The 24083-nt window shown below is 60.7% G+C and carries 21 protein-coding genes; 12 read left to right on the plus strand and 9 right to left on the minus strand.

Annotation, left to right across the window (positions count from 1 at the left end; all coding sequences use genetic code 11):
- The 7 genes from HKN06_02065 to HKN06_02095 all read right to left on the minus strand — a co-directional run.
- The coding region (locus HKN06_02065; GenBank protein NNF60095.1) for a DUF11 domain-containing protein at nt 1-1674 on the minus strand (1674 nt) is incomplete at its 3' end.
- A 184-nt stretch (nt 1675-1858) separates the two neighbouring features.
- Nucleotides 1859-3304, minus strand: coding sequence for a bifunctional 2-methylcitrate dehydratase/aconitate hydratase (locus tag HKN06_02070; protein ID NNF60096.1), 1446 nt, complete (start codon nt 3302-3304; stop codon nt 1859-1861).
- Between the two features lie 10 nt (nt 3305-3314).
- Nucleotides 3315-4439, minus strand: a complete 1125-nt coding sequence (gene prpC / locus HKN06_02075) for a 2-methylcitrate synthase (GenBank protein NNF60097.1) — start codon at nt 4437-4439, stop codon at nt 3315-3317.
- Nucleotides 4440-4452: 13 nt separating this feature from the next.
- Nucleotides 4453-5337 (minus strand): methylisocitrate lyase, encoded by an 885-nt coding sequence (prpB, locus tag HKN06_02080; GenBank protein ID NNF60098.1) that lies wholly within the window; start codon nt 5335-5337, stop codon nt 4453-4455.
- Nucleotides 5338-5423: 86 nt separating this feature from the next.
- Nucleotides 5424-6119, minus strand: coding sequence for a permease (locus tag HKN06_02085; protein NNF60099.1), 696 nt, complete (start codon nt 6117-6119; stop codon nt 5424-5426).
- 19 nt (nt 6120-6138) lie between these two features.
- Nucleotides 6139-7134, minus strand: coding sequence for an oxidoreductase (locus HKN06_02090; protein ID NNF60100.1), 996 nt, complete (start codon nt 7132-7134; stop codon nt 6139-6141).
- Nucleotides 7131-8021: an MBL fold metallo-hydrolase gene (locus HKN06_02095; protein ID NNF60101.1), complete on the minus strand. Its 891-nt coding sequence runs from the start codon at nt 8019-8021 to the stop codon at nt 7131-7133. The genes HKN06_02090 and HKN06_02095 overlap by 4 nt, the downstream gene beginning before the upstream one ends.
- A 235-nt stretch (nt 8022-8256) precedes the next feature.
- On the opposite strand from HKN06_02095, the gene HKN06_02100 reads away from it, so the two are divergent.
- The 4 genes from HKN06_02100 (at nt 8257) to HKN06_02115 (ending at nt 11798) form a co-directional block, all read left to right on the plus strand.
- On the plus strand, nt 8257-8916 hold the full coding sequence (locus tag HKN06_02100) for an SIMPL domain-containing protein (GenBank protein ID NNF60102.1): 660 nt from the start codon (nt 8257-8259) through the stop codon (nt 8914-8916).
- Nucleotides 8917-9186: 270 nt separating this feature from the next.
- Complete coding sequence (locus HKN06_02105; protein ID NNF60103.1) at nt 9187-10245, plus strand: NAD-dependent epimerase/dehydratase family protein; 1059 nt, start codon at nt 9187-9189, stop codon at nt 10243-10245.
- Nucleotides 10230-11003 carry a WecB/TagA/CpsF family glycosyltransferase gene (locus tag HKN06_02110; GenBank protein ID NNF60104.1) on the plus strand — a complete coding sequence of 258 codons (774 nt, stop codon included), beginning with the start codon at nt 10230-10232 and terminating at the stop codon, nt 11001-11003. Before HKN06_02105 ends, HKN06_02110 begins: the two co-directional genes overlap by 16 nt.
- A 297-nt stretch (nt 11004-11300) precedes the next feature.
- Nucleotides 11301-11798 (plus strand): transposase, encoded by a 498-nt coding sequence (locus tag HKN06_02115; GenBank protein NNF60105.1) that lies wholly within the window; start codon nt 11301-11303, stop codon nt 11796-11798.
- A 183-nt stretch (nt 11799-11981) separates the two neighbouring features.
- Here the strand turns inward: HKN06_02115 and HKN06_02120 are convergent, their stop codons facing one another.
- A complete protein-coding gene (locus HKN06_02120) occupies nt 11982-12461 on the minus strand; it encodes a glutathione peroxidase (GenBank protein NNF60106.1) in 480 nt (159 codons plus the stop codon).
- A gap of 61 nt (nt 12462-12522) precedes the next feature.
- Here HKN06_02120 and HKN06_02125 point away from each other — a divergent pair, with 61 nt between their 5' ends.
- Entirely contained in the window at nt 12523-13797 is a 1275-nt protein-coding gene (locus tag HKN06_02125; GenBank protein ID NNF60107.1) for a DUF945 family protein, read from the plus strand.
- On the opposite strand, the gene mnmG is transcribed toward HKN06_02125, so the two are convergent.
- Complete coding sequence (mnmG, locus tag HKN06_02130) at nt 13794-15671, minus strand: tRNA uridine-5-carboxymethylaminomethyl(34) synthesis enzyme MnmG (protein ID NNF60108.1); 1878 nt, start codon at nt 15669-15671, stop codon at nt 13794-13796. The genes HKN06_02125 and mnmG overlap by 4 nt on opposite strands.
- Before the next feature lie 108 nt (nt 15672-15779).
- On the opposite strand from mnmG, the gene HKN06_02135 reads away from it, so the two are divergent.
- From HKN06_02135 to HKN06_02165, 7 genes are all read left to right on the plus strand, one after another.
- Entirely contained in the window at nt 15780-18671 is a 2892-nt protein-coding gene (locus HKN06_02135; GenBank protein ID NNF60109.1) for a S8 family serine peptidase, read from the plus strand.
- Between the two features lie 171 nt (nt 18672-18842).
- Entirely contained in the window at nt 18843-20312 is a 1470-nt protein-coding gene (locus HKN06_02140) for an alpha/beta fold hydrolase (GenBank protein ID NNF60110.1), read from the plus strand.
- Nucleotides 20309-21034, plus strand: coding sequence for an ATP-binding cassette domain-containing protein (locus HKN06_02145; protein ID NNF60111.1), 726 nt, complete (start codon nt 20309-20311; stop codon nt 21032-21034). Before HKN06_02140 ends, HKN06_02145 begins: the two co-directional genes overlap by 4 nt.
- Nucleotides 21031-22200, plus strand: coding sequence for an ABC transporter permease (locus HKN06_02150; protein ID NNF60112.1), 1170 nt, complete (start codon nt 21031-21033; stop codon nt 22198-22200). The genes HKN06_02145 and HKN06_02150 overlap by 4 nt, the downstream gene beginning before the upstream one ends.
- Before the next feature lie 108 nt (nt 22201-22308).
- Complete coding sequence (locus HKN06_02155; GenBank protein NNF60113.1) at nt 22309-23496, plus strand: GGDEF domain-containing protein; 1188 nt, start codon at nt 22309-22311, stop codon at nt 23494-23496.
- 18 nt (nt 23497-23514) lie between these two features.
- A complete protein-coding gene (locus tag HKN06_02160; protein NNF60114.1) occupies nt 23515-23769 on the plus strand; it encodes a hypothetical protein in 255 nt (84 codons plus the stop codon).
- A 77-nt stretch (nt 23770-23846) separates the two neighbouring features.
- Nucleotides 23847-24026, plus strand: a complete 180-nt coding sequence (locus HKN06_02165) for a hypothetical protein (protein ID NNF60115.1) — start codon at nt 23847-23849, stop codon at nt 24024-24026.
- Nucleotides 24027-24083 lie beyond the last annotated feature (57 nt).

The following is a 24083-nucleotide window of genomic DNA, read 5'->3' on the forward strand; positions in this document are numbered from 1 at the left end:
TACGCCCGACAACGGCACATCGCCCAGGTTCTCGACCGCAATGCGGTACGTCAGTGTGTAGGTGCCGTCGCCGTTGTTGGTCGGCGTCGCCAGTACTTCCTTCGCCGTGCCGATGATCGGGTTTTCGGCAAAGACTATTGGTGTGGGTACAGCGTTGTTGCCGGGGTTGCCGTCCATATCAGGATCGGGATCGGCGCCATCAGTCGAGTCGTCGGTCAGCGGGTTGCCACTGGGTGAAGTGCCACCGGCGGTCGCCGTATTGTCGAACGGCCCGGCGGCGGCGCCCGGAGTCACTGTCGCAGTCAGCGCGATAGTGCCCGTCGTTGCGGTGGCCAGCGTATCGGTACCGGCCAGCAGAGCGCTGTCAGCATCACCGTCGTAGCCGGGGTTTACGGTGAAATCGCTGCTGGTCACGCCGTCGACCGTAAAGCCGGTCGCACCGCTGAAGGTAGCGGCCAGGTCATCGACCACCTGCAGATTATTAATTACGGTATCGCCGCTGTTCTCTACGGCAATCGTGTAAGTCAGCGTGTAGGTGCCGTCGCCATTGTTCACGGGACCCGTGGTTACTGCCTTGGCGGCGCCGATGACCGGCACCAGCAGGTTGACCGCAGCGTTGTCCTGGTCATCCTCTGCCGGCACGTTGTTGTTCGCGGTTGAATCGGTGTCGGTCGCCAGTATCTGCGTGGCTTCGGCGACGTTATCCCACGGCCCGGTCGCCTCCATCCTGGCATCGATCGTGATCTGCGCGGTTCCGGCCGGCGCCAGCGTGCCGACATCCCAGATACCGCTGACCGGGTTGTAGGCCCCGCCGCTGTTATCGGTCAGGTAGGTAAAGCCATTGGGCAGCTGATCGGTGATTTCGATACCGGGCGCATCGTCCGGGCCGGCATTGGCCACGTCGAGCGTGAATACCACCGTGTCGCCCGCTTCCGCGTCGGTCAGGCTGGCGCCCTTGGTCACCGACACATCGGCCATCGGGTCGTCAAAATCAATGTCGTGGATGTTGATCCACTGGAAACCCGGATCCGCGCCGCCAATGACGTTACGCCAGGTAATGTTGAAGCGGGTGATGCCGCTGACCGGTGTGCCTGCGTCCCCGAATACCCAGGTGATGTTGCCGTTGCTCGACGTACTGACCGAGCTGGCCGTACCACGGACAGTGTTGGAGTTGACCTGGGTATTGGCAGAGTTGGTAACAATGCTGGTCGGGTCGATAGTGCCGGTAAGTGTGTCGGCAGTAACGGTCATTTCATCGATGAAGCTGGTGCCGTTGGCATCCATATCGAAAACGTCAAACGACACATTACCGACACCGCCGGGATAGCCGGTGAAGTCGATCGTAATGGTGACGGTCGAGTTGCTGTTGTCGACGTAATCGGTGGCGACATACAGGCCGTTTTGTGCCGGCGACAGGCCGCCGGTGTTGAGCTGGTTGATATCAGGAGAGATGTCGGCGCCGGCCTGGTCCAGGCCCGCAGTGTTGCCAGTGAAAGTAACAGTGATATCACCGCCGCCGGTGTTGTAGGTTTCCGACAGGTTGGAGTTGCCCGGTGGTGTCCAGGTGAGCCCGTCCCAGTCGAGCTGCTCGGGTGTCGCCTGAGCCGCATGAGACAGCAGCAACGCGACCGCAAAAGCAGCAACAGGTTTGAGCGACAACATTTTCTTGTTCATCTGATTATCCAGCAAAATTAATGCGCTTTAACCGACTAGTATGAACCGGCCGGCCTCGAACTAAGGAGTCAAAAGCTGTGAAAAACGTAAACTTGCGTAGCGGACGGACCACCGCAGCCTGCCCCCAGTGAGTTTGGGCGCAATTATGTCAGAGAATGTGGAAACCCGGTCAAGTGACCAGGTCTCAGATCACCAGCAGCGAGACAAACTCATCGACGCTCATTTGCTCCAGTGCGGCGTGATCATCGGCCAGCGGGCGCAATGCCTGCCACTGGCCCGGCTTGAGCTTCGCTTCGACGCTTTGCTCGAACTTCTGCAATAGCAGGGGAATGCCTTCTTCGCGGCGGCGCCGGTGGCCGACGGGGAAGTCGACCTGCACCCGCTCCGTACTGCTGCCGTCAGTGAAATACACCTGCATGGAATTTCCAATATAACGCTTCTGTGAATCGTAATACTCGTGCGTGAAAGTCTCGTTTTCGCGCACTTCCATCTTCGCCCGCAGGGCATCAATACGCGGGTCGGTTGCAACATCGTCTTCGTAGTCAGCGGCGGTAAGGCGGCCAAATATCAGCGGTATTGCCGCCATGTACTGAATGCAATGATCGCGATCGGCCGGGTTATCCAGCGGCCCCGTCTTGTCGATGATGCGCACGCCGGGTTCCTGGGTTTCGATAACGATGCGCTCGATGTCATCCAGGCGATTCTTCACTTCTCCATGTAGCTGCATCGCGGCCTCAACGGCGGTCTGCGCATGAAACTCGGCCGGGTAGGAAATCTTGAGTAACACGTTTTCCATTACGTAGCTGTCGTAGCCCTGGGTGAATGCCAGCGGCTTGCCCTCGAACAGCACGTCCTGGAAACCCCACTTCGGCGCTGACAATACTGACGGATAGCCCATCTCGCCGGTCAGCGCGATCAACGCGTGACGCACCGCACGGCTGGTAGCGTCACCGGCTGCCCAGCTTTTTCTCGAACCGGTGTTGGGTGCATGACGATAAGTACGCAAGGCGCCGCCGTCGACCCAGGCATTTGAAACTGCATTGATAACCTGCTCGCGGTCACCACCAAGCATGTTGGTGATTACCGCTGTGGATGCGATGCGCACCAGCAGCACGTGGTCCAGGCCGACGCGGTTGAACCCGTTTTCCAGCGCGATGACGCCCTGGATTTCATGCGCCTTGATCATTGCGGTCAAGACATCACGCATTGCCAGAGGCTGACCGCCGGTAGCGGCTGCTTTGCGGCTGAGGTAATCGGCAACAGTAAGTATGCCGCCGAGGTTGTCGGACGGGTGGCCCCACTCGGCTGCCAGCCAGGTATCGTTAAAATCCAGCCAGCGCACCAGCGCGCCAAAATTGAATGCCGCCTGCACCGGGTCGAGTTCATACGAGGTGCCTGGTACGCGAGCGCCGCCCGGCATGGTCGCGCCGGGAACCACCGGGCCGAGCAATTTTGTGCAGGCCGGATAGTCCAGAGCCTGGAAAGCACACGCGATGGTATCCATCAGGCAGTAGCGTGCGGTGTCGTAAGCCAGCTGACTGTCTGCCTGGTAGCCGGTAACGTAATCGGCAATGTCGACCAGCGCCTGATCGGGATCGGGCCGCTCGGCTGAACGAATTACTCCTGACATGTTTTTTTCCTTAACCGCGTTGTGCCACAGGTACGTAGGGACGATTGTCCGGCCCGGTGTAGTCGGCGCCGGGACGAATCAGCTTGTTGTCGGCGCGCTGCTCCTTGATGTGCGCCGCCCAGCCGGTAACGCGGGCGCACACGAACAGCGGCGTGAACAGCGGTGTCGGGATACCCATGAAGTGATAGGCGCTGGCGCTGAAAAAATCGAGGTTGGCGAACAGGTTTTTTTCCTGTTTCATCAGGTTTTCGATGGCGTCAGATACCGGGTAGAAGTGGGCGTTTTTGGCGCCATCCGACAGCTTGCGTGACCACTCCTTAATAATAGCGTTGCGCGGATCGCGTACTTTGTACACGGCGTGACCAAAACCCATGATCTTTTCCTTGCGCGCCAGCATGTCTTTTACCGCGCTGACTGCCTCGTCGGCGGTGCGAAACCGCTCTATAACCGCCATGGCCTCTTCGTTCGCCCCGCCATGCAGCGGCCCGCGTAAGGTGCCGATGCCGCCGGTGATGCACGAGTACATATCTGACAGCGTGCCGGCGCAAACCCGGCAGGCAAAGGTAGACGCGTTGAACTCGTGCTCGGCGTAAAGGATCAGCGAGGCGTCCATGCAGCGTTCGTGTTCCGCACCGGGTGATTTGCCGGTAATGGTGTGCAGCAGGTGGCCGGCCAGGCTGGCATCATCGGTTTCGACGTCGATACGTTCACCGGCCGACGTGTAGCGATGCCAGTAACCGAGCATGGACGGAAAACTGGCCAGCAGCCGGTCGGCAACATGATCCTGTTGTGAAAAATCCTGCTCCGGCTCCAGCGTGCCGAGCATGGAACAGCCGGTGCGCAGTACGTCCATCGGGTGGGCGCTGCCCGGTATCTGTTCCAGCACCAGCTTCAGCTCGTCCGGCAGGCCACGCAGTCCCCTGAGGCGTTCACGGTAAGCGTCCAGCTGTTGCTGGTTCGGCAACTCGCCATAGAGCAAAAGGTGGGCGACTTCCTCGAAGGTCGATTGCTCCGCCAGTTCTTCGATGCTGTAACCGCGGTAGTGCAGGCTGTTGCCTTCACTGCCGACGGTGCAGATTGATGTGCTGCCCGCCTTGATGCCGCGCAGGCCGGCGCCGCCGCTTGCTTTACTCATTTATCAAACCCCTTCAGCCGGAATCTTTTGAGAATAACTCGTCCATTTTCTTTTCATATTCGTGATAACCGAGCACCTCGTAGAGCTGCTCGCGTGTCTGCATGCTGTCGACGACGCTTTCTTGCGTGCCCTCGGCCCGCAGAGCCTCGTATACCCGGATTGCCGCCGCACTCATTGCGCGAAACGCCGACAGCGGATAAAGCACCAGCCGCACACCGGCGGAGCCGAGCTCCTGCGTGGTGAACAGCGGCGTCTTGCCAAACTCGGTGATGTTGGCCAGGACCGGCGCCTTTACTGCCGCGGTGAACTGCTGGTATTCCTCCAGCGTGTTGAGCGCCTCGGCAAAGATCATGTCGGCCCCGGCCTCGACATACTGCGCGGCGCGATCGACGGCGGCCTGCTGGCCTTCCACAGCGTGGGCATCGGTGCGCGCCATGATGACAAATCGGCTGTCGGTTTTGGCATCGGCGGCTGCGCGTATCCGGTCGACCATCTCGGCACAGCTGACCAGCGCCTTGCCCGGACGATGGCCGCAGCGCTTGGCCTGTACCTGGTCTTCAATGTGAAAACCGGCGGCGCCGGCCCGGGTCATTTCCTTAACCGTACGGGCAATCATGAAGGCCTGGCCCCAGCCGGTATCGGCATCGACCAGCAGCGGCAATTCGGTGGCGCCGGTTACCCGGCGTATGTCCTCGCACACGTCGTTGAGCGTGGTGACGGCAAGATCGGGCATGCCGAATGAGGCGTTGGCAACGCCCGCACCGGAAAGATAAATCGCCTTGAATCCGGCGCGCTCTGCCAGCAGGGCGCTGTAGGCATTTATCGTGCCGACGACCTGCAGTGGTTGTTCGTTTTCGAGGGCGCCCCACAGGCGGGCGCCGGCGGATTCGGCGCTCATTGGCACACCCGGCGGCAATCAGGGGCGCGTATTGTACCCCACGATTGCCACATTCGGGCGGCGGAAAAACGGATTGTCTGTCGGCGTCAGTCGCTGCTGTGCATGTAGAAACGCAGCACGTACCAGAACATCAGCGCTACCGAGGAGAACAACTCGAGACCGGCGGCGACATATCGATCTTCGGAAAAATGATGCAGCACGTTGGAGGTGTCGTACAACACCGCGGCACCGGCAAAAGCAATCATGCCGACGCTGAACCACGTACCGAGATGGAAGCCGAACAGCAGCCCCATGACGATCAGGCCGATAGCGGCAAAGCCGCCCCAGATCAGGGTGCTGCGCAGGAAAGAAAAATCCTTGCGGGTGATAAAGGCAATCGCCGTTAGCGCGGCGAAAGCTACCAGCGTTGCAACACCGGCCTGCTTCGGAATATCCGGCGAGATTGCCATGGCGTGATACAGCAGCGGCACCAGGATGATCGACTCGGCGATGACAAAACCGCCCAGTGCTGCGTACTGTGCCGGCAGCGTGCGCGCCCGATGCGCCACGTGACTCGCGGCCCAGCCGACCAGCATGAACACGCCCAGCACCAGCAGCCAGCCGGCACCGCGTGGCAGGAAGGAATAGATGCTTTCAGCAATGCCGGACTGGAAGTACCACGCCTCCAGCGCGACCAGCGCGGTGATGGCGCCGAACAGGTGCAGGTAGGTCTTATTGATGAAGGCGCCGCGGGACTCAACACTTACGTGCGCGACCGAGCGCGGATTCAGTTCATAACTCATTCGATACTTCCCTTTTGCTTCAGGCAGCGATGTTGACGACCGTACGGCCGGTGACTTCGCCACGCAGGTACTGGTCAAAGACTGTCGCAATGTCCGCAAGTTCCACGGTGCGACTGCCTATTTTAGCAAGATGCCGCGGCCGCAGGTCCCCGGAAATACGCTGCCACACTACTTTACGCACTGCCCTGGGCGTAGCTGACGAGTTGATGCCCAGCAGGTTGACCCCGCGCAGAATGAACGGCATCACCGTGGTTTCCAGCCTGTGACTGCCGACCAGGCCAATACTGGCGATGTTGCCGCGGAAATCCACCGTTCGCGTGAGCCACGCCAGCATGTCACCCCCGACATTATCTATAGCACCGGCCCACTGCACCTTCTCCAGGGGCCTGGAGCCATAGTCGATCTCCCGGCGATCCAGCACGCGATTTGCGCCAAGCGATTGCAGGTATTCCGACGCAGCGGTTTTGCCGCTGACAGCGACGACGTCATAGCCCCGCCCGGCCAGCATGTCGATGGCCAGGCTGCCAACGCCACCGCTGGCGCCGGTCACGACGACTTCGCCATTGCCCGGCTGCAGCCCGTTGTGTTCCATGCGATGGATGGCCAGCGCCGCAGTAAACCCGGCGGTGCCGATACACATGGCATGCCAGGCATCCAGCCCCGCCGGCAGTGGTATCACCCAGTCGCCCGGCACCCGGGCGTATTCGGCGTAGCCACCGTCGTGCGTTTCGCTCAGACCGCAGCCGGTAACCAGCACATCGTCGCCGGACTGGTAACGCTCATCATCTGAAGAGACGACCGTGCCGGCCAGATCAATGCCACCAACCAGCGGGTACTTGCGCAAAATTCGGCCGGCACCGGTTGCCGCGAGCGCATCCTTGTAGTTGATACCCGAGCATGCGACTTTGATAACGACATCGCCGGCGGCGAGATCGTCCAGCCCGATTTGTTCGAAACGACCGGCGACCGTGCCACCTTCATCATGGATGCGGAACGCGGTGAATTGCCCGGTCATTTTTCCCGCGCCCGTCGACGCCGGTCCAGCCACACCTGCAACCCCTGTGCGTTCAGATCGATGTCGCCGTCGAGTAACCGGTGGCGTTCTTCGTCATCCCCGGTGTAGCCATGTGCGTCGAGCCGCTCGCACAGGTGGCGATACATTGCCGTCTCGATGTGCTCATGCCGGTTGTCGCAATGTTCATGCTGCTCGGCAATTGCCACCAGCTCATCGATATCGGCATGCAAATCGGTGGCCAGCCGCTCGAGATTCTCCACCCGGCTGTAATGAGTCAGGTACGCCGCCCGTGGCTGGTAGCTCATGATGCGATCGAGCGAGTCGTGCAATTGCTGCGGATCGAAGTGTACGGGCGTCGTAGTGGCGAAAATAAAAGGGCCTTTGGATGTATCGAATTCGCGGTACGACAAGCCAAAGTTATCCCCAGTGAAAACAATATCTTCCGTCTCCTCTACCAAACAGTGGTGGTGCAGCGCGTGCCCCGGCGTATGGATAAAGGTGAAGCTGCGGGTGCCAACCTGGTGGCGATCGCCATCATCGGTCGTTATCACGCGTTCCGCGGGGATCGGCACGATATCGCCGTACAGGCGCTGGTAACTCTCTTCGCCGTAGACCGCTTTGGTGCCGGCAATAAGCTTTCCCGGATCGACCAGGTGTGCGGCGCCGCGCGGATGCACTACCACCTGTGACCGCGGTAATGCCGCGGCCAGCGCACCGGCGCCGCCGGCATGATCGAGATGAATGTGGGTGAGGAAGATATAGCGTACTGACTCAGGTGCGATGTTCTTTTCGCGCAACGCCTGTAACAGTAACGGCACCGAATGCGTCGTGCCGGTGTCGACAAACGCAGCCTCATCACCGTCCACAATGAGATGACTGGCATCCATGCGTGACCGCACGTACTGCGTATCGATTGCGGTAATACCGCGTCCAACTTCTTCGAACTGTAAAGACACAGGAATATTCTAACTGAGAAGACGTGCTGCGTTTGTACTTTGCTGCGTCTGGCGATATAACTGCACCTGGCTATCTCTGAAACAGTGCCAATGCTGGAGCGAAGGGTTGCAGTTACTTTGTACGATCACGGCTTTAATCGCGCTTGCAGTCGTCCCGGAACCGGCGATGAGTGAGCAACAGGCGCGCACAGTTACGGTATCCGGAAACGGCGAAGTTTCCGTCGAGCCTGATCGGGCACAGGTCAACCTTTCTGTGATGATCCGCAGCGATCAACAGCAGTCGGCGCAACGCGAAGTCGACGATACCGTCGAGGCCGTACTACGATTGACCGACAAGCTCGGTATTCCACGCAAGGACGTGCGCACCACCCGGCTGAACATCAACCCGGAATTCCGCTGGGACAAGAACACTAACGAGCGAAAAATCAGCGGCTACATGGTCCAGCGCACCGTGGAGATCAACCTTAAAGACCTGGAAAAACTTGGCGACCTGATGCACCGGGCCACACAGGCCGGGGTCAACCAGGTGTCGGCGCCGGCGCTCGGCGCTGAAGACGAGGACAAGCACCGGCGTGATGCGCTGGCGAAGGCGGCCGAAGATGCACGGCTCAACGCCGAAACGCTGGCGCGCACGCTGGGTGCGAAACTCGGCAAGGTCCGGCGGATTACCAGCTCGGACGTGATCCACCAGCCGCCGGTACCGATGCCGCGGATGGAGTCGCGCGCCATGATGGCCGATGCGGGCGGCGCGGCCGAGACCTATACACCCGGCGAGATCAAGTTCAGCGCCGGGGTGACGGTCGAATTCGACCTCGAAGTCAGGTGAGCCGGCGCGGCCTTCCGCCGCCTTTGAAGACTGCAGGATGACAGCGAGGGCATCGGCCCGGGATCCTGCAGACAGGCGCAATCGACTGCAATAGGCCGGGCTTTGGGTTCGCTGTACAGATAAGGTACAGTACCGCCGCCGCCGGGCGGCCAGCCTCTCCTGGCGTATTGCCCGACGTGGCTGTTCTCCATTCCACAGTAACGCTACTTCCCGAATGAACAACACAATAACGACCCGCGTGCTCCGTGGAACAGACGTAGAGACCCGACAGTGACAATTGCTCTAATAACCGGATCGGGCGGCCTTATTGGCTCGGAAACGGCGAAACGGCTGCACCGGGAAGGCCTCGATGTGGTCGGGATCGACAACGACATGCGGGCCTACTTTTTCGGGTCGGAAGCATCGACCCGGCCGACGTCAACGCAGCTGACGGAAACGCTGGCGAACTACCGGCACGAGGATCTCGACATACGTGATGCGGACGGGGTGATGGCATTGTTCGGCCGTTTCGGTTCTGACATCGGGGTCGTCGTGCACACGGCGGCGCAGCCGTCACATGACTGGGCGGCGCGGGAGCCGTTTACCGATTTCAGCGTGAATGCGACGGGAACCCTGAACCTGCTGGAGGCGGCGCGCCAGCATTGTCCTGACGCACCCTTCATTTTTACCAGTACCAACAAAGTCTACGGCGACACACCGAACCGGTTGCCACTGGTGGAACTCGACGAGCGATGGGAGGTGGATGAATCACACCCTTACTTCGAGAAAGGTATCCCGGAGAGCATGTCGATAGACCAGACAAAGCACTCGCTTTTCGGCGCAAGCAAAGCGGCGGCAGACCTGATGGTGCAGGAGTACGGCCGCTATTTCGACATGCCGACCGTGTGCTTCCGCGGTGGCTGCCTGACGGGCCCGGCGCATGCCGGTGCAGAGCTGCACGGTTTCTTGTCGTACCTGATGAAGTGCACGGTGGATGGCCGGCCCTACCGGATTTACGGCTACAAGGGAAAACAGGTTCGGGACAACATTCACAGCAGTGACCTCGTCGAGGCTTTCTGGCAGTACATGCAAAAACCGCGCCCCGCCGCGGTCTACAACATCGGCGGAGGCCGGCACTCGAATTGCTCGATGCTCGAGGCGGTGAAGCTGTGCGAAGAAATGAGCGGCAAAAAGCTGGATTACAGCTACGAAGAGGCCAACCGCATCGGTGACCACATCTGGTGGGTCAGTGACCTGACGGCATTCGAGGCCGATTACCCGCAATGGAAACAGGAATACAACCTGCATCGCACATTGCAGGAAATCCACGACGCGTGCCTGGCGTCGTAGACACCGACAAGCACCCGGTTGATTTCGGGCCGCAGTTTCGTGTGCTGAACACGGATTGCACGGCGACGAGTTATTCGCAGCTGGCCGACGATCTCGCAACCCACTGTCGCCGCGAAGAGCGCCACACGCTGCTGGTGGATTTCACCAACGTGCACATCGTGGCGATGCGCAGCAAAGATGAACAGTTCAGGGAAATCACCGACACCATGGACCTGTTCGTCCCCGACAGCATGGTGCTGACCTGGGCGGTCAACTGGAAGGGTGGTTCAATGCGCGACCGCGTATACGGTCCGTCCTTCCTGACGCACATGATCACCAACTCGCCGCCGGACCTGCGGCATTACTTCCTTGGGGCATCGCAGGAGTGTCTCGACCTGTTGCTGGCACAAATCCGGAAGCGCAACCCCGACTTTCTGATTGCCGGGTCGCATCACGGCTACTTCGGCACTGACGACGAGGATGCGGTGCTTGCCGACATCAACGCGGCGCAGCCTGACCTGGTCTGGGTCGGGCTTGGAACGCCCAAGCAACAGGAGTGGATTTACCGCGTTCGCGACCGGGCCCGGGCCGGCGCGCTGCTCGCGGTGGGTTTTGCCTTCGATGTTAATGCCGGGACAAAAAAGGATGCGCCACCGTGGATGCAGCGGATGGGATTGACCTGGTTTTACCGGCTGCTGCAGGAACCACGGCGCCTGTGGTGGCGGTATCTGTACTACAACAGCGTTTTCCTGTGGGGACTGCTGCGACAGAAAAGTTGATGAGTCGCGCCTGGAAGGCGCTGTGGGAGCGGCATCCTGCTGTGGGAGCGGCATCTTGCCGCGATCAGTCGCGCCTGGAAGGCGCTCCCACAAACAAGAAGAGCATCCTGCTGTGGGAGCGGCATCCTGCTGTGGGAGCGGCATCCTGCCGCGATTGAGTCGCGCCTGGAAGGCGCTCCCACAAACAAGAAGAGCATCCTGCTGCAAACCAGAAGGCGCTCTCACCGAGATAAAATCTCTTAATTGTGAGGAATTATTCGGAAGGCGGACAGAGAGTAGCGTGATTACGCTGCTTGAATGGCGAATCGGATACCGCATTCTCGCGACTTGCGGCGCGGGCGTGACTCGAGGACCGGCGGCTACTATTTCCTGACCACGTCAGTGGCTGGACGTCGCCCGATTTTCAGACATCCAGAGAACGCAACGATGATGGTCAACGCGCTCCGCTGGATAAATGACGCGAAGCGGTTCTTTGTCGATGCCGCCGTTGTAATGCCTGACCACCTGCATCTTGCCGGACGACTTGGCGAAGGCAGCCTGGCGTCCGTAATGCATACGCTCAAGAGCTTCACCGCCAACCAGCTGGTTGGCAATGGTGTTATGTCGCCAGTCTGGCAGGACGGATATCACGATCATCAACTACGCGATGATGAAGACTACGGCGTGCATGTCCGATACTTGATCGAGAATCCGACGCGGGCGGGGTTGGTTGAACATCTGGACGACTACCCTTATCTGATTTTCCCGGACTGGTGGTGCGATCAAGTCGCGCCTGGAAGGCGCTCCCACAAATAAGAAAGAGCATCCTGCGGTGGGAGCGGCACCCTGCTGTGGGTGCGGCACCGTGCTGTGGGAGCGGCATCTTGCCGCGATCAGTCGCGCCTGGAAGGCGCTCCCACAAATAAGAAGAGCATCTTGCTGTGGGAGCGGCATCCTGCCGCGATTGAGTCGCGCCTGGAAGGCGCTCCCACGGTTTGGTCAAAGAGCTTCGGCAATATCCTGTAACAGACCGGCATCAGCAGGTTCTGTTGCCGGCGGGTAGCGCGCGATGATCTTGCCGTCGCGGTCGATCAGGAACTTCTCGAAATTCCACTCGATATCGCCGGAAAATCCGTTTGCTGCATCAGTCAGCCATGCGTACAGCGGGTGACGTCCGTTGCCGTTAACTTCGATCTTTTCCGACAGCGGAAACGTCACGCCATAGTTGGTGCTGCAAAAAGCCTCTATCTGTTGCGCGTCACCGGGCTCCTGCGCACCAAACTGGTTGCACGGAAAGCCGACGACAGTCAGTCCGTCACCTGCATGGTCTTTGTAAAGCTGCTCGAGGCCGGTGTACTGCGGCGTGAGACCGCATTCGCTGGCGACGTTAACTGCGAGAACCACCTTGCCGGCACAACCGGCCAGCAGACCAGGTTCACCCCGCAGGCTGTCGATTGAAAATTCGTGAAATTTCGGCACCGTACCCCTCCGCTGCTGTCATACTTTGAGGTCACAAGTTAACACCGACAGGCGCGTCAAGTTGAAACGTTTCATTATTATTGTGCTTTTGCTTGCCACCGGTGCCGTGCTGGCGCTGCCGGGTGCAGTTGGTGTGGTGGCCGAACAGCAGCAGGACCGGCTGGTCGGTGAGATCAACGGATTCAGCAACCAGCTGGTCAGGGAGCGTTACGAACGCAACTGGTTCAGCAGCGAGTCGCGCTACCGCTACAGCATTGAAGACGAACAGCTGCGCAGGCTGGCGGCGGCAGTCACCGAGGAGCCGGAAGGCACCCCGCAGCTGATTGTCACAACAAAGATGTATCACGGCCCGGTGCCCTTGATCAGCGGCGGCTCTTCACCACTGGCCTGGACCGACATGGATTCCAGCCTGGTATTGCGTGCACCGTCCGGCGAGGAAATCGAACTGCCCGGTGAATTGCGCAGCCGCGTGGAGCCCGATGGTTCTACCCGGTTTATTTACAGTGCTGCTGCCGAAACCCGTGCGCTGGATAACGGTCTGACGCTGGCCTGGCAAGATACCCGAGTCGAGATCACGCTCGGTCGCAGCCAGGAAGACCTTGGCGTAGACGGTGACATCGGAGTGATCCGGCTGTTTGATAAAGACGCGGAGATTCGTGTCGGACCGGCCACAGTGGCCTCCGACCAGGAGAAGAGCCGCAACGGGATCTGGACCGGCGACACCGACATTCGTGTTTCTTCGGTTGTCCTGCACGAGGTCGAGGCCGATAACGTGACGCTGGCGCTGCGCGTGCTGGATGATTCCGACCTGGCCTCATATGCCGTAAACCTGGGCGCGCTGAACCTGCGTGGCGAGGGGCTCACGGGGGATGCCCGTATCGATTTTCTTGCGCAACGACTCGATGCCGAAGCATTGAGCGGCCTGCTCGAGTTGATGGGTGAATATCCCAATGGCGGACCGATGCCGGTTACCGATCGCGATGCGTTATTGCGCCGGATACTGCGTGGCGGGCCGGAAATAACCGTTCGCACGCTCAGGATACCCATGAGCGAAGCCGATCTTGAGGGTGATGCCCACATCGTGGTTGAACCGGGCACCGGTGCCACACCGCGTGAACTTGCGCGCGGACTGGAAGGCAGTGCAACCCTGCTGGTGCCAAAATCGCTTATCGAGCAACTAAAGACCAATGGCACAGCGGAAGCGCGTAATGCCATCGAGCTGATGCAACGCTTCCGCGTGCTCAAGCCGGAAGGCAATCGATATCGCATCGAGGCGAAGTACGCCGGCAGTCTGCTGTCGGTAAACGGTTTTCCGGTACCTGTCCCGGTTTTCTAGGCGCTGCGGCGCAGTTGGTTTTTCTTCAGGTGCACCAGCAGCAGTGAAATAGCAGCAGGTGTAACGCCGGGAATGCGGCTGGCCTGACCAACAGTTTGCGGCTGCACGTCATTGAGCTTTTGTCGCACTTCATGGGACAAACCGCGCACGATGTCATAGTCGATGCCGTCAGGTATTGCCTGCTCTTCATGGCGCTGCTGTTTCACGATCTCGGCATTCTGACGCTCGATGTAACCTGCATAACGCGCCTTAATTTCCACCTGCGCGGCAACGCGTGGTGCGGCGACGCCCGGACCGATTCCCGGCAGCTGCACCAGGATGTCATAGCTCATACCAGGACGACGCAGCAGGTCGACTGCGTGCTGCTCCCGCCGCAGGGTGCCGCCGGGAATCTTTGCCAGGTCCTGCTGCGACAGCCGCTCCGGCCGCACCAGCAGTTTTTTCAGCCGCGCCGTCTCGGCAGCGATACCGTCACGGTGCGCGCAAAACGATTGCCAGCGATGATCGTCTATCAGCCCCAGCTCATGCCCTTTCGCGGTTAAACGCAGGTCAGCATTGTCTTCGCGCAGAGTAAGCCGGTATTCGGCGCGGCTGGTGAACATGCGATACGGCTCGCTGGTGCCGCGCGTCACCAGGTCGTCCACCAGCACCCCGATATAGGCCTCGTTGCGACGTGGCCACCACGGCTGCTTGTCCTGCACCTGCAGCGCGGCGTTGATGCCTGCCAACAGGCCCTGCGCGCCGGCCTCTTCGTAACCGGTGGTGCCATTGATCTGCCCGGCAAAAAACAGGCCGGGAATAAAGCGGGTCTCCAGCGTGTGTGAAAGATCACGCGGGTCGAAAAAATCGTACTCGATCGCGTAGCCCGGCCGCGTCATCACCGCATTCTGGCAGCCGGTCATGGTGTGCACGAATTCGAGTTGCACTTCGGCCGGCAGCGAGGTCGAGATGCCGTTGGGATAAACCTCGTCGGTGTCCAGCCCCTCCGGTTCGATAAACACCTGGTGCGAATTCCTGTCGGCGAAGCGCACGATCTTGTCTTCGATCGATGGGCAATAACGCGGACCAATACCCTCAATGGCGCCGGTATACATCGGCGAGCGGTCCAGTGCGCCACGGATAAGTTCATGCGTGCGTTCATTGGTGGCACTGATGTAACAGCTGCGCTGTTGCGGATGCTCGTCACGGCTGCCGATAAAAGAAAACACCGGACGCGGTTCGTCACCCGGCTGCTCGGTCATTGCAGCGAAATCGAGACTGCGCCCGTCGAGCCGCGGCGGTGTGCCGGTTTTCAGTCGCGCCACGCGAAACGGCTGTTCACGCAACCGCGCCGCCAGCAGGTTTGACGGTGCATCGCCAACGCGGCCACCGGCTTCGCGCTTGTCACCCACATGCATTACGCCGCCGAGAAATGTGCCGACCGTAAGCACCACGACAGCGGCACGGAAGTCGTCGCCCGACTCGGTACGCACGCCGGCGATGCGACCCTGTTCAACAACAAGGTCGGCGACGCTTTGCTGTATTACCGTCAGGCCCGGCTGGTTGTGCAGGAACTGCTGGATTGCGCGCTTGTAAAGCTTTCGGTCGGCCTGCGCCCGTGTGGCGCGTACCGCCGGGCCCTTACTTGCGTTGAGCGTGCGGAAATGAATGCCGGCACGGTCAGCCGCGCGGGCCATGACACCGCCGAGTGCATCGATCTCGCGCGTGAGGTGTCCTTTGCCGATGCCACCAATGGCCGGGTTGCAGCTCATCTGCCCCAGCGTTTCCAGCTTGTGGGTCAGCAATACCGTACGCGCGCCCATGCGCGCCGCGGCCAGGGCGGCCTCGGTACCGGCGTGTCCGCCGCCAACTACAATGACCTCAAAGACATTCATGGGGTTGCGGATTATAAGGCCGTCAGCGGCGCCAGTGTGAACTGCGTCACACTTTTGGCGCCTAACATCGATAACATGGCGTTTTTCCGCAACCCGAAACCTGCAAAAATGCACCGATTCGCTGCCCTGGCCGCCCTGATTCTGCTTGCCGCGCCACTCCAGGCCCGTGTTCCGGCCCCCGGGGTGCAAAACGAGCTGACGGCACCGCATGTCCCGGCCCAGCTGCTGGTCAAGACCACTCCCGGTACCGCCGATACCGTCGTGGCAGACCTGCTGGCCCCTTTCGGAGCGGTAGTGCTGGCCAGTCACCCGGCCGGCCGGCTGGTGCTTGCCGCGATTGACGACGATGCAAACCTCGGGTCGGCCATTGAGCTGGTTGCCGCTGACCTGCGCATCGAATACGCCCACCCCAATTACCTGTTCGAGCGTGACGCCACGCCGAATGACCTGGACTTCGCGCGCCAGTGGGCCAAGGACAACACCGGCGTAAATGCGCCGAACGGCCTTGGCACGCCCGGCGCCGACATGAACATGGTTGCGGCGTGGGACACGCGCAGCAGCGCGGCCAATGTGATCCTGGCGATCATCGACGACTCACTCGATACGACACACGTCGACCTGGTCGGCAATGTGCTGACCAGCGGCAAGTGTTTCGCCTCACCCAACAGCGCCAGCCCGTGCAGCAACGGGCCAAATGACCCTAACCCTTCCGATGCGGATGATTTTCACGGCACGCTCGTTGCAGGCAGCGCCGGTGCAAGCGGCAACAACGGCATCGGCATCGCCGGCACCGCCTGGGAACTGGGGTTGCTACCGCTGAAAGTCGACCTGTCTACGTTTGCCATTGTGGCGGCCATAGACGAAGCCATCGCCCAGGGCGCGCACATTATTAACATGAGCTTTGGCGGGCCGGTTCAGGGCACCGCGCAGTCAGAGGCCATAACCCGGGCGCAAAACGCGGGCATCCTGATGGTCGCGTCAGCCGGCAACTCCGATGCCAACAACGACATTGCGCTGCACTTTCCGTCGGACTCGACACAACCCAACGTGCTGTCGATCGCTGCCACCACGGCCAGTGATCAGGTTGCGGAGTTCAGCCAGTGGGCCAGCTTCGATGTCGACCTTGCCGCGCCGGGCCAGCAAACGCTGACCACTGCCAACGGCAACGCCTACAGCTTTGCCAGCGGTACGTCGTTTTCGGCGCCACATGTCGCGGGTGTCGCCGCGCTGTTGCAGGCTGAATACAACCCTGTTGATTACGAACAGCTGAAAGCCTACCTGCTGTACGGCGGCGTGGAAGGCGTGACGACGCTCGGGCCGGTGGTGCCAGGCGCAAGCACGCAAACCGTACCGGCGCGAGCGGCGGCGGGGCGTCTCGATGCAGCCCGCGCACTGGCCGGTCCGCCGGGCGGCGTTATTATCATAGAAGACGTGCGGATCGATGACAGCGTGTCGGGTAACGGCAACGGCCTGCTCGATCCGGGCGAAACTGCCAGCCTGGAAATCGTGCTGCGTAACCACTGGCTGGCTGAAACCGCGGTAAGCGGCACCCTGAGCAGCGATGATCTGGTCATCAACGACGCCACGCCGCAACTGTTCGGCAACATTACCCGCAACGGCGCAGCCTCTGCAGCATTCAGCGTAACGCTGGCTGCGGCGGCCTCCGGAAATGAACAACGTTTTCTTTCGCTGGCGCTGAGTTCTGCGGCGGGCGCGCTGCCGGCGCGCTATTTTTATCTTGAAACCGGCACGCTGACGAACGGCAGCACTGTCACACAGCAGATCCAGCGCTACGACTGGGACGAGTTTCACGCCTGGCACATCGATATGCCGGTTGGCGCCAGCAACCTTTTTGTCTCAACTTCCGGCAGCGGCGATATCGACCTGTTGCTGCGTCACGATCGGTCGCCGGAGTACCTGATATCGCTCGACGCCGAGCGCGGCGGTTTTTATTACGTCGACCGCGACACGGTAGTGAGCGGCAACGCCGGGGCCGACGAGTCGATCAGCGTGCTGAATCCACTGCCCGGCACCTACCACGTGGTGGTGGTCAATTACGACCAGAATCCGAAGACGTACGAACTGACCGCCTCGTATGCGGCGCCCGGCGCCGACATCGTGGCGTTTTCTGCCGGCACCTATACAGCGGGCGAAGGCGACGGGCAGGCCGTTATCGGTGTGGTCCGCTCGGGTGGGGTTGGTCCGGCCAGCGTGGACTATGCTACTGCGCCGGGCAGCGCCACGCCGACGGTTGATTACGTTTCCAGCAGCGGCACGCTGAACTGGGCGGCGGGTGAATCCGGCACAAAGACCTTCTCCGTTCCCCTTGTCGATGACCTGGAGAGCGAAAACGGCGAAACAGTATTACTGATGCTGAGCAACGCCTCGGGAACGACTCCGGGGGTACCGTCGAGCGCAACATTGACCATCAACGACAACGATGCTGCCGCCGGCATCATCGCTTTTGATACTGCACAACAGACGGTCGGCGAAAGCGCTGGCACCGTGCAGCTGCGGGTCACGCGGAGCAACGGCAGCGGTGGCGTTGCCACGGTTGACTATCGCACGCAGGGCGCCAATGCCGTTGCCGGTGCCGACTTCGATAACACCAACGGTACGTTGCGATGGGAGGATGGCGACACGGCCGACAAGACCATCGAAATAATTATTAACGACGACGCCGTTGAGGAGTCGGACGAGAATTTTACCGTGTTGCTGGAAAATGCCAGCGCGGCGGAAATCGGTTCGCCCGACAGCCAGGTCATAACAATTGACGACAACGACACAACTGCGGCACCAGCGCCGGATCCGGCTCCGGTTCCTGCGCCCTCCGGCGGGGGCGGTGGCGGCGCCATTGGAATATTGCTGCTCGGCGTGCTGGGCGCGATCGGGCTGCTGCGACGCCGGCTTGTCAGCACTGCTGCTGGTCCTGCCGCCTGGCGCACCAGTATTTTTCCTTTGGCCTCTGGCCGCGGTGCAGCCCGGCGAGTGCGCGTGTAATGAGACGCCGGACGAACTGGCTCACGTGCGCAGCAAGCTCGGTCCGGGATATGACCAGCTGAAACAGATCACGCGATACGAATTCGCCCCGCCGCCGATAGTCACGATGACTTGTGACACTGACGGCGCCCGTTTAGGCTACCCGTGTCGTCCGCACCTGGAACCCGCTTGTTGCGATTGATTGCAGCTGCGCTGCTTGGTCTCGGCCTTTGCGCCTGCGCTCCTGCGCCGCAGACCGGTGATAAAGCCACGCTTGAAATGGAACCGTGCCGGCTGCACGGCGCCAGCGGATTGACGTCCATAGCAGCCGAATGCGGCTACCTGGAAGTGCCCGAGAACCCGGCCGACCCGGCCGGCGTCACGATCAGCCTGTTCGTCGCGCGCATCCCCGCGCTCAACCCGCGTTTTCCCGGTACGGCCTTCACCACGATAGCGGGCGGACCGGGTCAGGCATCAACACAGTTCTATGCCGATTACGCTGCCGCGTTTGATCGCATCACGCGTCATCATGATGTAGTAGTGCTCGACCAGCGCGGCACGGGGAAATCAAATCTGCTGGATTGCCCGTATGACGTCGACGAGATGCTGGAATTCAGCGTCGAAACCGCTGTGGCGCGGGCGGACGAGTGCCGCGCCAACCTGCCGGGTGACCCGCGGTTTTACACCACCAGCGTCGCCGTCGACGACCTGGATCAGGTGCGGGCCGCGCTGGGTTACGACACGCTGGATGTTTATGGCGTGTCCTACGGCACCCGCATGGCGCAGCATTACCTCAAGCAGTATCCGCAACGCATGCGCACCATGATTATCGATGGCGTTGTGCCAGCCGGTGAGCTGCTTGGCCCTGCCATTGCCCTGGATGCGCAGGTCGCCCTGGAAGCCCTTTTCGCCCGCTGCAGTAGCGACGAGCAATGCAGCACCAGCTTCCCGGCGATTGCCGAAAGCTTCAGCAGGCTGGCGCAGAGGCTGCGCGCGGACCCGGTCACCATGAACGTGGCGCACCCGGCGACGGGCGAACTCACCGAGGTGACGCTGGACTACACGACTTTCGCCGGCACCATACGGCTGCTGTTGTATACGCCGACTACCGTTGCATTGTTGCCGCTGTTGCTGCATCAGGCCGATGCACAGGACAACTGGGCGCCGCTGATTGCGCAGGGGCAGATTGCAGGACTGGCTGTGGCCGATCAGCTGGCAGAGGGTATGCACAACGCCATCATGTGTAGCGAGGATGCGCCGTTCTACGGAATCAGCGAGGCGCAACGCGCAGCGCTGGCGCAGACTTTTCTCGGTGCGCAGCAACTCGAAGCCATCGAGGCTGTCTGTCGTAACTGGCCGGCCGGCCTGATCGATGACGGGTTTCATCAACCGGCCAGCGCCGCCGTGCCGGTACTGCTGCTGTCAGGGTCGGCAGACCCGATAACGCCGCCGAAATACGCCGAGCGTGCGGCGGCGCACCTGCCCGACAGCCTGCATCTCATTGCCCAGGGCCATGGCCATGGCGTGGTGACACAACGCTGCGTACCGGGCCTCATCGCTCAGTTCGTCGAGGAAGCGTCACTCGCGGACCTCGAAACCGACTGTGTTGCGCAACAGTTGCCGGCACCGTTTTTCACCAGCTTTTCTGGTCCGGCACCATGATCGAGGCACAGCATCTGGCGAAGTCTTTTGGCGCGGTGCAGGCGGTGCGCGATGTCAGCTTCAGCGCAGCCGATGGCCGTATCACCGGATTGCTGGGCCCGAATGGCGCCGGCAAGTCGACAACGCTGCGCATGCTGTACACCGTGCTGAAGCCCGACAGCGGCACGGCCACGATCGGCGCATACGACGTGGTGCAACAACCACTGCTGGTGCGGCAAAACATCGGTGTATTGCCGCACTCGGCCGGTCTGTACCCGAACTTCACCGGGCGCCAGAACATCGCCTACTACGCGGCGCTCCACGGGTTTGCCGGGGACGCCCGCGAACAGCGTGTCAGCGAACTGATCGAACGGCTCGGCATTGCCGATTACGTCGACCGCAAGGCAAAGGGCTTTTCCCATGGCCAGCGCACCCGCGTGGCGCTGGCACGCGCATTGATACACGACCCGCGCAATGTGTTGCTGGATGAGCCGACCAGCGGCCTGGACGTCATGGCAACGCGCCGGCTGCGCGACCTGATTCTGGCGCTACGCGACGCCGGCTGCTGCGTGCTGTTGTCCAGTCACGTGATGCAGGAAGTGGCTGCCTTGTGTGACCGGATAATCATCATCGGTGCAGGAAAAGTTGTCGCAGCTGGCACACCGGACAGTATTCGCCAGCAAACCGGGCGCGAGGACCTGGAGGACGCCTTTGTGCAGGCGCTGGAGTCCGCCGCGCCATGAAACCTGTCTACACGGTGTTTCGCAAAGAGGTCGTAGATAACTTCTACGACCGCCGCACATTATTCAGCTCGCTGCTGTTCGGCCCGTTGTTTGGCCCGCTGATGTTTGCACTGATGCTCGGCATGATCATCGACCGCACTATCGATTCGGTAGAAGAATCCGTTGAACTCCCGGTTGCCGGGGCCGGGCTGGCGCCAAACCTGATTTCGTTTCTGCAGCAAAGCAATGTCGACATCATCGCGCCACCTGCCGATGCTGCCGCTGCAGTGCGTAGCGGCCGGCACGATGTGGTTCTGATCATTCCGGAGGAGTATCCGCAGCGTTTTGCAGCTGGAGAGCCGGCGAGACTGCAGCTGGTTTTTGATGAGTCCGACAGTCGCGCCGCGACGACGGTGGGCCGGGTACGCCGGTTACTGGCGGGTTATGGTGCCCAGCTGGGCTCCATGCGCCTGATGGCGCGCGGTATAGCCGCCACGGTGACCCAGCCGGTGCTGATCGAGTATATCGATGTATCCACACCAACCGGCCGGTCAGTGCTGTTTCTCGGCATGATGACCTACTTCATGTTGTTCTCCATGCTCATTGGCGGCATGTACCTCGCTATCGATGCCACGGCCGGCGAACGGGAGCGTGGCTCCCTGGAACCGCTGCTGACCCTGCCGGTTTCCCGGCACCAGCTGATCCTGGGAAAGATTGCGGCTACCTGCTTTTATATGCTGATCTCTCTTACCATTACCGTAACGCTGTTTACGGTAGTCCTGCGATTGGTGCCACTGGAATCGATGGGCATGAGTGCGAGCTTTACGCTGCGCTCTGCGCTGCACACGATTGCAATCATGCTGCCGTTCATCCTGGTTGGTGCCGGGGGCATGACGGCGATCGCGTCGTTTACGCGCAGCTACAAGGAAGCCCAGACCTGGCTGTCAGTAATGCTGGTGGTGCCTACGCTGCCGATCGTGATCGCCGCCGTGCAGGCACTAAAGCCGAGTCTTGCCCTGATGGCGGTCCCCAGCCTGAGCCAGCATCTTCTGATTACAGAAATCATCAAGAATGAACCGGTGCCGTTGTGGTGGACACTGCTGTCAATTGTCAGCACCACCCTGGTGGGTGTCGTCCTCATCGCTGTTTCCATCCGGCTTTACCGGCGCGAAGCACTGCTGGGCTGACATAATAAGCGGTGAAATTCGTCGAAACCGTTGCCCCGTTCTGGGAGCGCTTTCACGGACAAATACATACCGATGGGGCACTGTGGCTACCTCACACAAGAGATGCCAATGCTGAGTATTTTCCCGCCCGACGACGACCGCCAGAAGCTGCGCCTGCAGCGTTATTTCATGGCGCTCGCCTGTTACGCGCTGTGGCTGGTGTTTGGCTTTGGCATGTACCTGACTGGCTTTATGAGCCTGCCGAGCCAGATGGTGGTGCCGATCCTTGCCGGCGTATGTGTCACCAACCTGTATTTCTACGTTTTCATCCGTAGCGGCCTGAACCGGCATTTCAATGACCCGTCGCTGACGTTTTCGCAGATTATTGTTGCGATGACCTGGATCCTGGTGCTGATGTTCGTCGCCGCGGATTCGCGCAGCGTGTTGCTGCCGGTTTATGTAATGAGCCTTTTGTTCGGCGTTTTCCAGCTGCGCCGCAAGGACTTTATGGTGCTTGCAGCCTTTGGCCTGGCCGGCTACCTGGCAGTCGTGGCGCTGGATTTCCTGATATTTCGTGAGCGTTTTGACCTGCGCGTTGAGGTTTTGCGCTCGAGCGTGCTGGCCGGCACCATGCTGTGGGCCGCAGTATTCGGCAGCCATGTGAGCGGCCTGCGCAACAAGTTACGCAACCGCAATCACGAACTGCGTGAAGCGCTGGAAGTGGTGCACCATGCCGCGCGTCACGATCACCTCACACAGGCCTACAACCGCCGCTACGTGATGCAGACGATCAAAGCGGAGAAAACCCGCGCGGACCGCACCCGCCGGCCGTTCTCAGTGGTCATTCTCGACCTGGACCACTTCAAGATAATCAACGATCGCTACGGTCATCTTGCCGGCGACCGGGTACTGGTGGCGTTTTCCGAGCGCACCAAGGGCACACTGCGCGGCATGGATTTTATCGGCTCGGAGGGCGTGCGAACTTTTGGTCGCTACGGCGGCGAAGAGTTCATCGTGCTGCTGCCGGAAACCGATCTCGGTGGTGGCTACCGCTGCGCAGAACGCGTTCGGTACGTCACCGAAGACGAGCCGTTTGATGACGTGTTCAAGGTTACTGTCAGTTCCGGTGTTGCAGAATACCGGCTGGGAGAATCCATCGAAGATACGCTGCGACGTGCTGACGCGGCGCTCTACCGCGCCAAGGACAATGGCAGAAACTGTGTTGTCGCTGATGACACACCGACGTCTGGCATCTATAGTCTGTTAACGGAAGACGAAGTGAGTCCCAACGTTGTTGTTGGCCAGTTCGGTTCCTGATAACACGGAGACTGCGTCTTGACGCTTATGTTAAACGGCCCCGGCGAGGAAGTTGCCGTCCCGCCGGCCGCTGAAAAAACGGAAAAACAAGAATCCGCGCCGCTATCACAAATACTGTTGATAGTGACCGTGGCGCTGTACCTTTTCGGGGTGACCTGGCTTTATGTCAAATTACCCTGGCTGGCGCTGGGCGCCACCGTGTTTGCCCTGGCGGTAGTCATTGCCGGCGCCATCGCGCACACCGTCGATGTCGACGACGACGCGGCGCCCTGATTCGCCATATTCCTGCCGGGCACCCGCCCTGTTTGACTGTTTTCATGCAAGCTGGACTGGCTTGCTGAGGATTGCTCATGTCACGGTTTTACGATCTCGATCGCGTTGGTGCGCCCGGTGCGCGCAAGGTTGACCGTCTCGCCCACTACCGCACGATGCAGGAACGTTTCGCGCTCGAGCAGGGGCTCAATGTCGCCCGCCGGCGGCTGGTCGCGTTGAACAGGCGTCAGGCGCCGTGGGGATGGCTGGCGTTGTAACCCTTGTGGGAGCGGCACCTTGCCGCGACTACTTTGCGACGGCCATGTCTCGTGGGA

Source organism: Gammaproteobacteria bacterium, assembly GCA_013003425.1.
GTDB lineage: Bacteria > Pseudomonadota > Gammaproteobacteria > Steroidobacterales > JABDKV01 > JABDJB01.